Origin of the sequence: Paenibacillus sp. FSL H8-0259 (assembly GCF_037963255.1) — a bacterium.
Classification (GTDB): Bacteria; Bacillota; Bacilli; order Paenibacillales; family Paenibacillaceae; genus Paenibacillus_AQ; species Paenibacillus_AQ phytohabitans.
Window position 1 is genome coordinate 6,072,101 of record NZ_CP150147.1, and the last position, 13,879, is coordinate 6,085,979.

The 13,879-nt window shown below is 53.1% G+C and carries 11 protein-coding genes and 1 pseudogene; 8 read left to right on the forward strand and 4 right to left on the reverse strand.

Annotation, left to right across the window (positions count from 1 at the left end; translation table 11 throughout):
- Nucleotides 1–13 precede the first annotated feature (13 nt).
- The 7 genes and pseudogenes from NSU01_RS26025 to NSU01_RS26055 all read left to right on the forward strand — a co-directional run bounded on the left by NSU01_RS26025 (nucleotide 14) and on the right by NSU01_RS26055 (nucleotide 8,394).
- The gene (locus NSU01_RS26025) at nucleotides 14–1,204 is read left to right on the forward strand and encodes an amidohydrolase (protein ID WP_076243826.1); all 1,191 of its coding nucleotides are present in this window, start codon (nucleotides 14–16) and stop codon (nucleotides 1,202–1,204) included.
- A 159-nt stretch (nucleotides 1,205–1,363) separates the two neighbouring features.
- On the forward strand, nucleotides 1,364–2,968 hold the full coding sequence (locus NSU01_RS26030) for an ABC transporter substrate-binding protein (RefSeq protein ID WP_042139094.1): 1,605 nt from the start codon (nucleotides 1,364–1,366) through the stop codon (nucleotides 2,966–2,968).
- 82 nt (nucleotides 2,969–3,050) lie between these two features.
- On the forward strand, nucleotides 3,051–3,995 hold the full coding sequence (locus NSU01_RS26035) for an ABC transporter permease (protein WP_144026071.1): 945 nt from the start codon (nucleotides 3,051–3,053) through the stop codon (nucleotides 3,993–3,995).
- A 25-nt stretch (nucleotides 3,996–4,020) separates the two neighbouring features.
- A pseudogene (locus NSU01_RS26040) lies at nucleotides 4,021–4,896 on the forward strand (ABC transporter permease); the annotation flags it as partial.
- A gap of 42 nt (nucleotides 4,897–4,938) precedes the next feature.
- Nucleotides 4,939–5,976 carry an ABC transporter ATP-binding protein gene (locus tag NSU01_RS26045; protein ID WP_256703861.1) on the forward strand — a complete coding sequence of 346 codons (1,038 nt, stop codon included), beginning with the start codon at nucleotides 4,939–4,941 and terminating at the stop codon, nucleotides 5,974–5,976.
- Between the two features lie 3 nt (nucleotides 5,977–5,979).
- Entirely contained in the window at nucleotides 5,980–6,975 is a 996-nt protein-coding gene (locus NSU01_RS26050; protein ID WP_042139096.1) for a dipeptide ABC transporter ATP-binding protein, read from the forward strand.
- Nucleotides 6,976–7,017: 42 nt separating this feature from the next.
- Nucleotides 7,018–8,394, forward strand: a complete 1,377-nt coding sequence (locus tag NSU01_RS26055; protein ID WP_042139097.1) for an LLM class flavin-dependent oxidoreductase — start codon at nucleotides 7,018–7,020, stop codon at nucleotides 8,392–8,394.
- A gap of 211 nt (nucleotides 8,395–8,605) precedes the next feature.
- Here NSU01_RS26055 and NSU01_RS26060 read toward each other — a convergent pair whose 3' ends face one another.
- On the reverse strand, nucleotides 8,606–9,214 hold the full coding sequence (locus NSU01_RS26060) for a TetR/AcrR family transcriptional regulator (protein WP_231575197.1): 609 nt from the start codon (nucleotides 9,212–9,214) through the stop codon (nucleotides 8,606–8,608).
- Between the two features lie 141 nt (nucleotides 9,215–9,355).
- Between NSU01_RS26060 and NSU01_RS26065 the strand changes: the two genes are divergently transcribed.
- On the forward strand, nucleotides 9,356–10,339 hold the full coding sequence (locus NSU01_RS26065; protein ID WP_076243827.1) for an NADP-dependent oxidoreductase: 984 nt from the start codon (nucleotides 9,356–9,358) through the stop codon (nucleotides 10,337–10,339).
- Between the two features lie 126 nt (nucleotides 10,340–10,465).
- Here the strand turns inward: NSU01_RS26065 and NSU01_RS26070 are convergent, their stop codons facing one another.
- The 3 genes from NSU01_RS26070 to NSU01_RS26080 all read right to left on the reverse strand — a co-directional run bounded on the left by NSU01_RS26070 (nucleotide 10,466) and on the right by NSU01_RS26080 (nucleotide 13,825).
- Nucleotides 10,466–11,194 carry an NAD(P)-binding domain-containing protein gene (locus NSU01_RS26070; RefSeq protein ID WP_042139099.1) on the reverse strand — a complete coding sequence of 243 codons (729 nt, stop codon included), beginning with the start codon at nucleotides 11,192–11,194 and terminating at the stop codon, nucleotides 10,466–10,468.
- 136 nt (nucleotides 11,195–11,330) lie between these two features.
- Nucleotides 11,331–12,071: an oxygen-insensitive NADPH nitroreductase gene (gene nfsA, locus NSU01_RS26075; RefSeq protein WP_042139100.1), complete on the reverse strand. Its 741-nt coding sequence runs from the start codon at nucleotides 12,069–12,071 to the stop codon at nucleotides 11,331–11,333.
- A gap of 332 nt (nucleotides 12,072–12,403) precedes the next feature.
- Complete coding sequence (locus tag NSU01_RS26080; RefSeq protein ID WP_042139101.1) at nucleotides 12,404–13,825, reverse strand: glycoside hydrolase family 32 protein; 1,422 nt, start codon at nucleotides 13,823–13,825, stop codon at nucleotides 12,404–12,406.
- Nucleotides 13,826–13,879: the final 54 nt, after the last annotated feature.

Sequence of the window (13,879 nt, forward strand, 5' to 3'; positions counted from 1 at the left end):
AGGGGTCGTTCCTATGACAGAGCAAACGAATAACCGCGAAGAATGGCCGGAGGGTCTGGCGGAGCAGCTCGTTGCCTGGCGGCGGCATCTCCACCGCCATCCCGAGCTCTCCTTTCAGGAGGAGAACACCGCCCGCTTCGTTACTGACACTCTCGCAAGCTTCGGCGGCCTTGAGCTCAGCCACCCGACGCCGACCAGCGTCGTCGCACGGCTGACCGGCGCCAAGCCGGGCAAGATTCTTGCTCTGCGTGCAGATATGGACGCCCTGCCGATTCTGGAGGAGAATGAGTTCGAGTTCGCTTCGGGCAAACCGGGCGTCATGCACGCGTGTGGCCATGATGGCCATACAGCCATGCTGCTGGCTGCGGCCCGGCTGCTTACAGAGCGGCGGGACAAGCTGCACGGCGAGATCCGCTTCATCTTCCAGCATGCCGAGGAGCTGCCGCCGGGCGGTGCCATTGAGCTGGTTGAGGCGGGGGTGATGGACGGTGTAGATTGGGTATTTGGCGAACACCTGGCCTCCCAGCTGCCGGTCGGGCAGATTGGCATAGCCTACGGCGATATGGCCGCTTCACCAGACAATTTCACCATATTCATCAAAGGCTACGGCGGCCATGCCGGCTTCCCGCACCGGGCTGTCGACACCATCGCGGTCGGCGCCCAGATCGTGGCGAACGTACAGCATATTGTCTCCCGCTACACGAATCCCCTGGACCGGTTAGTTGTCTCTGTAACTCAGTTCACTGCCGGAGCATCTCACAATGTTATACCGGACACGGCCATTCTCAAAGGCACTGTCCGCAGCTTCGGAGAGCAGGTCCGCCGGGAGGCGCATGAACAATTACTGCGCATTGTGCAGGGCATTACGGCGGCGCATGGTGCTGAGTTTGAATTCGATTACGTCCTCGGCTATGAGCCGGTCGTTAACGATGAAGCGCTCACCCGGATCCTTGAAGAAGCTGCGGGTGAGCTGGTCGGGCAGAATGCCGTCATCCATACACCTCCAGGCATGAGCGGTGAGGATTTCTCCGCCTATCAGCAGAAGGTACCCGGCACGTTCGTCAACATCGGCGCCGGCAATCCGGATAAAGGCATTGTATACCCCCATCACCATCCGAAATTCACTTTCGATGAATCCGCACTGGAAACCGGTGTCCGGTTGTTCGTACGGGCGGCGGACAAGCTGCTGGACTGGGATTCCTAGCCGTAATCCCCTCAGACTTTAGTTTTATTGATCGCATCCATTAAAAGGATTCAATATACATCTTTAATAAAATCATATATATTTAATTTTAATATATTAAATCCGATTATACTAATTGGATTAATAAAGTTTAGACACCAGACTAAGGGGAGAAACCAGATGAATAAGCTATACCGCCATTCCATTCTAGTACTGCTGCTTGTCTCGCTGCTCGCCGTATACGGCTGCTCTTCGGGCAACGGCAATAACAATGCAGCCTCAGGCGCGGATGCCAGCGCTCCCGGAACGGCTGAGCCGGCCCCGGAGAACCTGGCTTCAGAGCTGCGCTTCCCGCTCGCCCAGCAGGTGCCGACGCTGGATCCGCACTTGTCGCTTAATACCAATGTTTATGTAACGCTGAATATTTTTGAAGGGCTGTTTGCCTTCGATGCCAACTTCAACCCGGTTCCGATGCTGGCCGAATCCTACGATCTGAGCGAGGACGGCAAGACGTATACCTTCCATCTGCGTCAGGGTGTCAAGTTCCACAACGGCAAAGAGCTGAAGGCGGAGGATGTCACCGCTTCCCTCAACCGCTGGAAGTCACTGACCGGCCGTGCGCAAGCCTCGCTGGGAGAATCAGAGTTTACGATAAAAGATGATTACACCGTCGAGCTTGCGCTGAGCGAGCCCCGCAACGACATTATCTCTCAATTAAGCCATGTGCTTAACAATGCCGCGATCTTACCTAAGGAAATCGTAGAGGCAGCCGGACCGGACGGCGTGAAGGAATACATCGGTACCGGCCCGTTCAAGCTCGTTGAATGGAAGCAGGACCAGTACGTACATGTTGCGAAGTTCGATGACTATCAATCCATCGACACCCCCGCTTCCGGTCTCTCCGGCAAGAAAGAAGCCTATCTCCAGGATATCTATTTCGATATCGTCACAGACAGCGCGACACGCTTCTCTTCGTTCCTCGCGGGCACTTACGATTACGTTGATGTTACTCTAGACAATCTGCCGCAGGTTGAAGGCCTTGCAGGTGTGACGGTGAACAAGAACCTCGGATCGGATATCAACCTGGTGTTCAATAAGAAGTCTCCGCTGTTCTCGAACATCAAATACCGCGAAGCGGTAGCCGCCGTGCTGGACGCCGATGAGATTCTGCTTGGAACAGTGAATTCTCCGGACTTGTACCGCCTTAACCCGAGCTACATGTATCCGGAGAATACGACCTGGTACAGCGAAGCCGGCAAGGAGAACTATAATCAGAAGAATCCGGATAAGGCGAAGCAGCTGCTTCAAGAAGCCGGCTACAGCGGCCAGGAAGTAACCCTGCTTACGACCAAAGAGCTCGGCGGCTCCTTCTATAACGCAACAATCGTCCTCCAGAAGGAACTGGAAGCCATCGGTGTGAAGACCAAGCTGGATATCAACGACTTCGCAACCCTGCTGAAAAAACGCGCTGACCCGAACGCCTGGGACATCTATGTTGGACTGTTCACCATGCCGTCCACCCCTTCCCAGCTGCTCTACCTGAATCCGACCTACGGCTTCGCTGAAGATGCTAAGCTCGCTGAGCTGACCAAGCAGCTGACCGCAGCCTCCACACCGGAGGAGATCAAGACAGCCAACGATGCGCTGCAGCAGTACGAGTGGGAATATCTCGCCGCCGTCAAGATCGGTGACACCTACTCCCAGAGCGCAACACGTGACAAGCTGACAGGATTGACCACGCTGGCAGGTTATCCAAACCTGGCCAATACGAAATTGTCCAAATAAAGCAAACAGGAGCCGCATGAATCCCCCAGGGATTGCATGCGGCCCTTGTCCTTCATTACCCGCCTGGAAGGAGGCGCCATTCTTGGCATTTTACATCACAAGACGGCTGCTGGCCATGATTCCTGTTTTCTTCGTCCTGTCCGTGATCGTCTTCCTCATCATCTATCTGATTCCCGGTGATCCGGCTGCCGTCATGCTTGGCGATGGCGCCAGTCCGGAAACGATTGAGGCGCTGCGGGAGCAAATGGGTCTGAACCTGCCTCTTCTCCCGCAATATCTGCGGTGGATCGGACATACGCTGCAAGGCGAGCTTGGCGACTCCTTCTTCATGAGGCAGCCGGTCCGCACAGCGCTTGCCGAGCATCTGGGCCCGACCTTCTCGCTTGCCGTGCTGGCAGAGCTTATCGCCATTGTCATCGCGGTTCCCTTCGGTGTTCGTGCAGCCTCCAGAAGAGGCGAGCTTGCGGACAAGGCGTTGACAGGATTTTCGCTGTTTGGCATCACGGTTCCCGGGTTCGTACTCAGCATGTTCACGGTGCTGCTTTTTTCCGTACAACTTAAGTGGCTTCCCGTGTCCGGTTACAAGCCGCTCTCTGACGGCCTGATTACACACCTGAAGTATCTGATCCTCCCGGCCCTCTCGCTCGGCATTGTCCAGGCCGCCTTGCTGGCAAGAGTTACCCGCTCCTCGATGCTTGAAGTGCTGAACGAAGGCTTCGTCAAAACGGCGCTTGCCAAAGGCGTCAGCGAGCAGGGCATCGTATACCGTCACGTCCTGCGCAACGCGCTGCTGCCGATATTGACGGTGATTGGCGGATCATTTGGTGCTCTGCTTGCCGGAGCAGCCGTCATTGAATCCATTTTTAATATCCCCGGTATGGGACAATTGCTTGTCAACTCGGTACAGCGAAGGGATTACGCGGTTATCCAAGGGGTTATCCTGTTCGTCGCCTTCGCTTATGTAATGGTCAATCTCGTCGTGGATCTGCTCTGCACGATCGTCGATCCGAGGGTCAGACTCAAATAACGGAGGGAAAGGAGAACTATTGCTAATGCCCCTATTGGACATAAAGGCGGATGAATTGGCTGCCCGCAGGCTCCGCCTGAAGCGGGAGAACCGCAAACTATTCGTGCGGAGATTCTTGGTCAACAAGGCCGCTGTTACCGGCAGTGTGCTCATTGCACTGGTCGCTGCCGTTTCGCTGTTCGCGCCCTGGATCGCAAGCCGCGATCCCTACGCCATCGACGTCGTCAACCGTCTTAAGGCTCCAAGCGCCGTATATCCGTTCGGTACGGACAACTTTGGCCGCGACCTGCTGACGCGGGTCGTATACGGAACGCGGATGTCGGCCGAAGTCGGCTTCGCGGTCGCGCTTGGTTCGTCGGCAATCGGTCTCGTCATTGGCCTGTACGCCGGCTATTTCAAATGGCTGGATCAGATTCTGATGCGCGTGATGGATGGTCTATTCGCTTTTCCGGCCGTGCTGCTGGCGATAGCAATGATGGCCGCGCTAGGGCCGAGCGTCGGCAATCTGATCCTCTGCCTGATCATCGTCTTCGTCCCTTCCATTGCCCGGATCGTCCGTTCCTCGGTGCTGACTGCCAAGGAGACGACCTATATTGAAGCCATGCATACCTTGGGCGCGTCACACAACCGGATTATCTGGAAGCATATTCTGCCCGGCACCCTGTCCACGCTTATTGTTCAAGGCTCCTTCATCTTTGCCGAGGCAATTATCGTGGAGGCGGCGCTCAGCTTCCTTGGTGCAGGCATTCCCGCTCCTACGCCAAGTCTCGGGAACCTGCTGTCGGACGGCAAGCTGTATATTTACAACTCGTCATGGATGACCCTCTTTCCCGGCCTTGCGCTTGTCCTCGTCGTGCTCGCGATGAACCTGTTTGGCGACGGCCTCCGGGATCTGCTCGATCCCCATGCCCGCCGTTCGTTGACCAAACGCTTGGTCCAACCGCTGAAACAGCGTCCCGTTCCGTTTCAAGCGGGTTCCGCTGCGGCGGATGAGCCGCTTCTGCAGATTAGGGAGCTTAAGACTCAGCTCCATACGGAACGCGGCCGGGTACCCGCAGTGGACGGGGTATCGTTCGAGGTGGGCAAAGGAGAGGTCGTAGGAATCGTTGGGGAATCCGGGTGCGGCAAAAGCGCCACTGCCCAGTCCGTACTGCGGCTATTCGACGAGAAAAGGCTCGCAGAATACGAAGGGGAGATTCGCTACAACGGCATTGATCTGCTTAAGCTCACCCCTAAACAGATGCGCAGTGTCCGCGGCAATGAAATTTCTATGATCTTTCAGGACCCGCTCAGCTCTCTGAATCCGGTTCACACCATTGGAGAGCAGATCGTCGAGACGCTGCGGCTGCACCGGCCCATTGGCAAAAAAGAAGCCTGGACGAAGGCCATCGGGCTGCTGCGGCTAACCGGTATTCCTGCTCCCGAACGGAGAGCACGCGAATATCCCCATCAACTCTCCGGCGGCATGCGCCAACGCGTTATGATTGCCATCGCTCTTGCCTGCGAGCCGCAGCTGCTCATTGCCGATGAGCCGACGACTGCACTGGACGTAACCATTCAAGCGCAGATTCTGGAGCTGATCTTAGACCTTAACCGCAGGATGGGCATGAGCGTCATGCTCATCACACATGACCTAGGCGTCGTGGCCGAAGCATGCAGCCGGGTCGTCGTCATGTACCTTGGCCAGGTGGTCGAGAGCGGCGACGTCCGTACCCTGTTCGAGAAGCCTCTTCATCCTTACACGATCGGGCTGATGCAATCGGTTCCCCGTCTGGACGGAGACCGCTCACAAGAGCTGGCTGCCGTTCCGGGAAGTGTCCCCTCCCTTGATCAGATTCCGCAAGGCTGCCGGTTCGCGCCGCGCTGCTCCTATGCGGACGACAAGTGCCGGACCGTTATGCCTGAGCTTGCCGCGCTGCCGGGCGGCGATACCCTGGTCAGATGCTGGCATGCCGGTAAGCTGAGTGGAATGGAGGTCTGACAGATGATAACGACAACGATAAAACACAGGGAATTAGCGGTCGAGCCTCTTATGCGGGTCAACGGCCTGAAGAAATATTATTCCGCCGCCAATCAGGCAGGCTTCCGCCAGTCCGTCGTCAAGGCTGTCGACGGTGTCTCCTTTGACCTCCGGGAAGGAGAGACGTACGGACTGGTCGGGGAATCCGGCTGCGGCAAGAGCACGCTGGGCAAGTCGCTGCTCCGATTGACAGAGCCTACAGACGGAGAAGCGTTCTATCAGGGGGTCGACCTGTTCAAGCAGCCGCGCAAAGCGTTTCAGACCTACCGCCGTGAGCTGCAGATGGTGTTCCAGGACCCCTTCTCCTCTCTGAATCCCCGCCAGATTATCGGCCAGGCGCTGGAGGAGGCACTGGCCATTCACCGCATCGGTACGCCAAAGGAACGGACCCTGCATGCGATGGAGATGCTCCACACGGTTGGCTTGCAGATGGAGCACTATTACCGGCTGCCCCACGAGCTGTCCGGCGGACAACGGCAGCGGATTGGACTTGCCCGCGCGCTTATCCTTAATCCGCGGATCGTCATCTGTGACGAGCCCGTATCCGCACTTGATGTCATTATCCAATCTCAGATCATTAACCTGATGCGCCGGCTGCAGGCCGAGCTGAAGCTCACTTATCTGTTCATCGCCCACGACATTGCTGTCGTCCGGCACATCTCCGACCGCATCGGGATTATGTATCTTGGCAAGCTGGTTGAGGAGGCGGATACGGACAGCCTGTTCGCGAACCCGCTCCATCCTTACACACAAGTCCTGCTCTCGGCTGTTCCCGTACCGGACCCGGCAGCACGGCGCCAGCGCATCATTCTGGAGGGCGACCTTCCTTCACCGCTGGACCCGCCCTCCGGCTGCGCCTTCCATACCCGCTGTCCGTACGCCATGGACCGGTGCCGCACCGAGACACCGGTCCAGAGGGAAGCGGCCGAGGGCCATTTGGCCGCATGCCATTTAATTTAGAGCCATCCTCCAACCCCATCACCAAGAAAGGCAGGAATTAACATGAAAAAGATCCATCTCGGCGTATTCGAGGTCAACAGTGTCAACCATCTTACCCAGGGGATCTGGGCACATCCTGACCAACAGCGCGTCCATTACAGCAAGATCGAGTACTGGAAGAACATCGCCCAGCTGCTTGAGAGAGGAAAGTTCGACTTCATGTTCTTCGCCGATACGTACGGCTACCCGAAGCAGCGGACGGAGATGGCCTTCCGGGAGGCAACCGGCTTGCCCGGAAATGACCCGATGATGCTTATTCCCGCGCTCGCCATGGTTACCAAGAATCTGGCATTCACGATGACGACCTCGACCAGCTACGAAGCCCCCTACTCGAATGCGCGGCGCTTCTCCTCGCTTGACCATGTTACAAACGGCCGGATTGGCTGGAATGTCGTGACCACAAGCAACAAGTCTGCTGCTGACCTGTTCGGACGCGAGGATCTGTTCCTGCCCCATGACGAGCGTTATGATATGGCGGACGAATATATGAGTCTCAGCTACAAGCTGTTCGAGGGCAGCTGGGAGGATGATGCCGTGCTGATCGACCGTGAGAACCGCGTATTCACTGACCCGGCCAAAGTGCACAAAATCGTTCATGAAGGCAAATACTTCAAGCTTACCGGCTATCACGGGACCGAGCCTTCCCCGCAGCGGACACCGGTTATCTTTCAGGCGGGCAGCTCGAACCGGGGCCGCGCCTTCGCTGCCAAGCATGCCGAGGGCATCTTCCTGAAAGCACCGACCGTTGAAGTGCTGCGGGATCAGATCAGCGACATCCGCCGCAGAGCTGCCGAATATGGCCGCGACCCTTCGGCCGTTAAAGTATTCACGGGTCTGTCGGTCGTCGTCGGGCGGACCAGGGAGGAAGCCGAGCGCAAGCATGCGGAGTACCTCTCCTATCAGAGTACAGAAGCTACGCTGTCCAGCTATGCCAATGTCACAGGCATCGACCTGACCCGGCTCGATCCCGATTCCTATTTCGAGAATATCCACACCGAGATGGGTCAGACCCATACCGACCGGTTCACCAAGCACAGCAAGACGAAAAAGACTGTCCGTGAGGTAACAGAAGATTTCCTGGAGAAAGGCTTCCGCGGCTTGACGGTGATTGGCACGCCCGAAGAAGTAGCCGACAAAATGCAATACTGGATCGAAGAGACAGACCTCGACGGCTTCAATCTGGAGCCTTACATTCTGCCTGCTTCCTATGAGGACTTCATCGAGCTGGTCGTCCCGGTATTGCAGCGCCGGGGTATTTTTAAAGAGGAATATGAGGAAGGCACCTTCAGGGAGCGTCTATTCGGAAAAGGTGCCTCCCGCCTGCCCGATCACCATCCGGGTGCTGAGTTCCGTGATCCGTCGCGGCTAACGCAGGAATAAGCTATAAGATTATTGAGGTAGAAGATTACCCGGATCTGTAAGTGCTGAGGCGATTATGCCCTGCGTCCCGGTGTAGGAGCGAGCTTACACATGCATAAATCGAGCCGGAGAGGCCTATGCCCCTCCGGCTCGATTATTCTATCTCTATGAACAGAAACCTTGTTCCCTCTGATTGTCTTACAAGGAAGACCTGAGTTCTGACCGCTCATGGTCAAACTGTAGGCTGTGGCTGCGGCACCATCTGATTGCGTTCCATCAGCGCCCACACTTGTTCTGCCAGCTCTGCTGCGGAATACGGGGTAGCCCGGGTAACCAGCTGTTCAATCATACCGGTCATCGCCACCGCCAGAAATTGCACCAGTATTCCCTTATTCATCTTCTGGTTAATCCCGCTCATATCCATCTGTTTGTCGAACCCCCGCAGCAGTACGGCCTGCAGACGGTTTCTGAACGCAGGAACCCCTTTGTTGGCCAGTGCCGCGGCATAGAAGGATGCATGCTGATCCAGGTACTGGAACGTGTAGAGCAGAGCTGCCTCCGTCGGGAAAAGCGCCTGCTCGCCGCACGGCAGACAGCTGTCAATCAACTGGACAAAATGGGTTCTGATACACTGATCCAGCAAATCGTATTTGTCGGTATAATGCAAATAAACGGTGCCCCGGCTTACATCGGCCCGCTCAGCAATTTCGTTTATCGTGATTTGTTCAAAGTTCTTCTCTGCAATCAGCAGGATAAAGGCCTCGATAATAGCTTCCCGCGATTTACGTATCCGTCTGTCCATAAGCAGCTCCTTCTTGGCCCCGTTCTCTTGATTGAACATTTCTCCCGATTCTGTACAGTACTGAACGGATTCAGGAATTTCAGCAATTGATGCAGCCACACAGCATTGGTACGATCATTATATTGAACGTCTATTCGTAAATCAACAGATGTTCAAACATAGAGATCGGAGGCTTCTGTCATGAATGCTATTGTTATCCAAAATTACGGAAATCCCGGAGTGTTCACCCAAATGGCTCTCACTTCCCCCGCCATTACCGATACCCAGGTGCTTATCGAGGTGTATGCCACAACTGCAAGCTCCGCAGACCAGCTGGTCCGCTCAGGCGCATTCAAGCAGGTGATGCAGGTCCGGTTCCCGCATGTGCTGGGCGTTGAAGTAGCCGGAATAGTGAGGGAAACAGGAAGGAATGTGTCACAGCTTAAGGTTGGTGACCGCGTCATGGGACTCTCCAGATTGGGCGGCGGTTACGCAGACCTCGTAGCTCTGGAAGAGAACTCAGCCGTTGTCCTTCCGCCCGGGCTTCCCTTCCAGGAAGCTGCCGCCCTGCCGGCCTCTGCTCTGTCGGCCTGGCAATCCTTATTCCAGTATGGCAAGCTGGAATCCGGCCAGCGGATTCTGATTCATGCAGGCGCAGGCGGCGTGGGACATCTGGCCGTTCAAATGGCCAAACAACATGGCGCCTACGTCATTGCCACAGCCCGAGCGTATAATCACGAATTCGTGCTGAACCTTGGGGCAGACGAAGTCATTGACTACACGACGACTGATTTTGCAGAAGCAGCCGATACAGTAGATGTCGTGCTGGATATGGTGAGAGACGCAGCTATAGATTCAGATACAGGAATAGGAGCAACCGAACAGAAGAACATCCTGATTCTGCGGGACAACGGCAGGCTAATTTCTCTCGTAGATCCGTCGATTGCTGCTCACCCTAAAATCCGCGGCATCGAAGCCAAGTTTGCCTATATCGAGCCTAGCCGAAGTGATCTGGCCTCCATTATCCGGCAGGTCCGCGAGAATAAGCTTAAAGTCCATGTGGATGAAATTTTCCCGTTTACTGTACAAGGAATATCCGAAGCACATGATCATTATGAAACCGGGAGGTTCCGGGGGAAGTTAGTGATTGTCAACAACGAATCTTTACAAAAAGATACGCCATAAACAAAACAACATGTTAGCCAAAGCACTTAAAAACAAACAAGGGTCCCAGCTCAAAATGAGCTGATACCCTTGTTATACTAATGCCGGGGACGGAGGGCAAACGGAGCTGCTATTGGAATACTTAATTTAACTATATATTTCTCTGTTTAAATTAACAATATCTTCATGTGAATATCTTCCTGCAGCTGTTGACAGGTTCTCTATCACTTTGTCCCTTAGGAATGGAGCCTTTTGTTTATTTGCTTTTTTTAATGCAGAGGATAATTCCTCTTTGGTTAGTTCTGTGCAGTATGCCGGAGTTCCTGGCTGCTGTCTCCAAGATTCATTTAGAGAACCACTATCTACCGGATCAAAGCCAAGTTCATTTACTATACTCATAACTTTTTGCTTTTGCTGCAGATCATTACCGGCAACCGCTGTGGCAATACGTCCACTACCGCCCTCTGGAGTTCCGCCATGTTCTAAAGTATAGGCTAATAAATTGTTGAAGGCTTTAATAATGGGTCTGCCTAATTGATTTGAAACCCAGACACTTTCAACCATCCCGATCTCAATTTCTTCAATTATACCGCTTATTTGAGGATAATAATTTGAAGTGTCAACCACAACAACTCCCTCTCCAGCTTTATCTACAACTTTACGAATGCCAGGCAGTGCGTGGAAAGGGATCGATATGATTAGAACATCAATATTTGTAATTACCTCTTCGACACTCACCGATGTTCCTGTAAGTTTTTTACCTTCCAAATGTTCAAGCCCGCGAGCATCTGCAATCTTCACATCATGCCCATTCTCAACTAATTTCCTAGAGATGTTTGACCCGATTGGCCCTGCACCTATAATTCCAAACTTCATTTGATTCCTCCCAAGTATCCGTTCATGATTCTATTTAGCCTGCTAAGTAAATTCGCGAGTAGAACTTACAACAAGCTCCTCTCCATCTGCTTAAAAAGCTATCTTAAAAGCAGGCGCCACATCACTTGATGGCCTTTTACTTATTGGCATATCCTTGCTTATTTAAATATTCCAGCATTTCTGGCAGAATACTTCTTTCGAGATGATCCTGTATATGCTCACTCCATCCTTTTACTTTTTTCACGGTGAACGGAGCTTTAACGGGACGGCCCTCATAATACTTCAGCATCGTTTCATCATAAGCGGCTAATTGCTTTTTATCGAGTGGCTGATATTGGTTTTCAAGCAATACCATGGATTGGGGTAACCGCGGCTTCAGTGCAGGCTTATCTCCAGCCGGAACACCGATACATAGTCCCACCAATGGAATCACATACTTAGGTAGGTTCAATAGTTCCGTTAACTCTTTGATATTAGCTTTAACCCCGCCTATAAATACGCCGCCAAGTCCCATGGATTCTGCTGCGGTTAAGGCATTTTGAGCCATCAGACCGGCGTCCAGTGAACCGATCAGAAGAAATTCAATATACTCAATATCAACATCCGGGGCAATTTGATGATTCCGGTTGAAGTCAGAGCAGAAAATCCAAAACTCAGCCGCTTCTTCAATATAAGGCTGATTGACACAGAGCTGCATCACCTTTTTACGCAGATCCGGATCGGTGATTCTAATGATGGAAACAGCCTGCAGAAGGCTGAAAGATGAAGTCTGATTCGCCGCCTTAAAGATTGCATCCCGTTGTTCGTCTGTCAGGGGTTGACGGGTATAAGAACGAACGGAGGTATGATTGTGTAGCAGTTCAAGCGTAGTATTCATTCAATGGGTCTCCTTTAGGGATGAGGTTGCAATAATCATTAGCTTGCTAATTATATAACAATGCTTGTATCTAGTTATTAGCCTTGAAACCATCATAAGCTCAAGTGATCCATTTGCAAAGAAGGCAATATAAATGAACCTAGTACATCTATTTGTACCTTTAGAGTAGGAGCGATATCATGAGGGTATGCAATGGAGGATAAAAGCTGCCCTTCTGTCTCATAGTCTTACGCAAGCGCCGGCTCCACATTCTTAACTAAGGGGTAAAGGGCGCCAGGGCGCCCTATGTAACCAAATAGACTTTGTATAATATATTCTTATTCCGAAAGCTCTTAGAGAGTTTCTATCTTGACCTTTTTAAACTCTGCTGTACCCTGGCTAACGAATACGGCAAGCTTTCCTTGCTGAATGTCGTACATTCTGACACTCATCGCCACGTCCCCGCCGATATAAATTTCGCAAATCGTGCCGTCAATAAATACCTTCAGCTCATATTCCTGTTCCGGCAGCAGCTTCAGCGGACGTTCCAGCTCCACATCATAAGGGAAGGTTTTACCTCCCTCTTCAGATTGCATAATTGGCCCACGGAAGGTAATTCGGCTGCGCTGGGGCTCCAGCGTGATATAGTAGGCAAAATCAAGACTTTCTCCGGCCCGAAGCATGAACCCCAGACCCTGGGTCGCCCCCGAGAAACGAACGGCTGTAGAAATCTTGCACTGATCGGGAAGCTCCTCCTGTGTGATACAACCTGCAAAAGCATAAGGAGATTCACAAAGCAGCACATCGTCCGTGATCGACCAGTCTCCGGCGACTCCATGGAAGTCCACAGGCACCTGCTTGGCAAAAGCAGAATCAACGCTTTCGGGGACGTTCACGCCTAGCGTTCCGTCTTGGCGTTGTATAATTTCATGCACAATCATATTGCCGCCCCAATCCCAGGTGTCATAGTCTTTGCCTGGAGCTTTGGGCGGGTTCCAGCCGAACAGATCGTCATCCTTCGTCGGATTCCAGCCGAACAGATAACGTTTCTGTCCATCCGATACTGACTTGGCCGCATAATAAGCCCGTCCATCAAAGGCTTCTTCCTGCGGTGTAATCCACGGTCCGTTCAAGGTACGGCTCATCCGGTAAAAGGTGCCGAAACGCCCTGTATATGAAGAGTAGATCAGGTACCACCAGTCTCCCATCCGGAACAAGTCCGGGCACTCATGCGCGCCTACATGCAGGTTCGGTGCATAGAGCGGCTCCCGGTATTCCCAATGCTTGAGATCCTTGGACGACAGCAGACCGGTGCAGCCTTTCCGGCTTGTCGGTCCTTTCGCCAGGGCAGCGATCAGCATCCAGTATTGGCCTTCTTCTTCATTCCAGAATACAAAGGGATCACGCCAGTCCGCCAGCTCATAAATTTCGCCATCCGGACCAAAAGTGTCTTCAGGAATCGGCTCCCATGTTTGCATATCCTTACTGACGGCATGACAGGCAAACTGTTTTCCATCAGGAAAAATACAATAGAACATATGATAGACATCATCCACCTTGAGGATGTGGCCAGTCCCGCCTTCAATTTTGCAAGCTCCATCTTCCCTGTAATTCACGAAATCTTTCGTGCCAAGCAAATGCCAGCCATGATCGAGACCTTCCCGGTAGTTGTCTCTCCACCCGTGCAAATAAAATAGCTTAAACTCTCCGTCTTCATAATAAGGGATGACATCCCCTACCCAAGCGTTGTCCGGACGATAAAAAAATTCTTTCATTAGTAATTCCTCCATCCTTCTTGAGTATGATGATACTCGGTATAACCGTAGAGA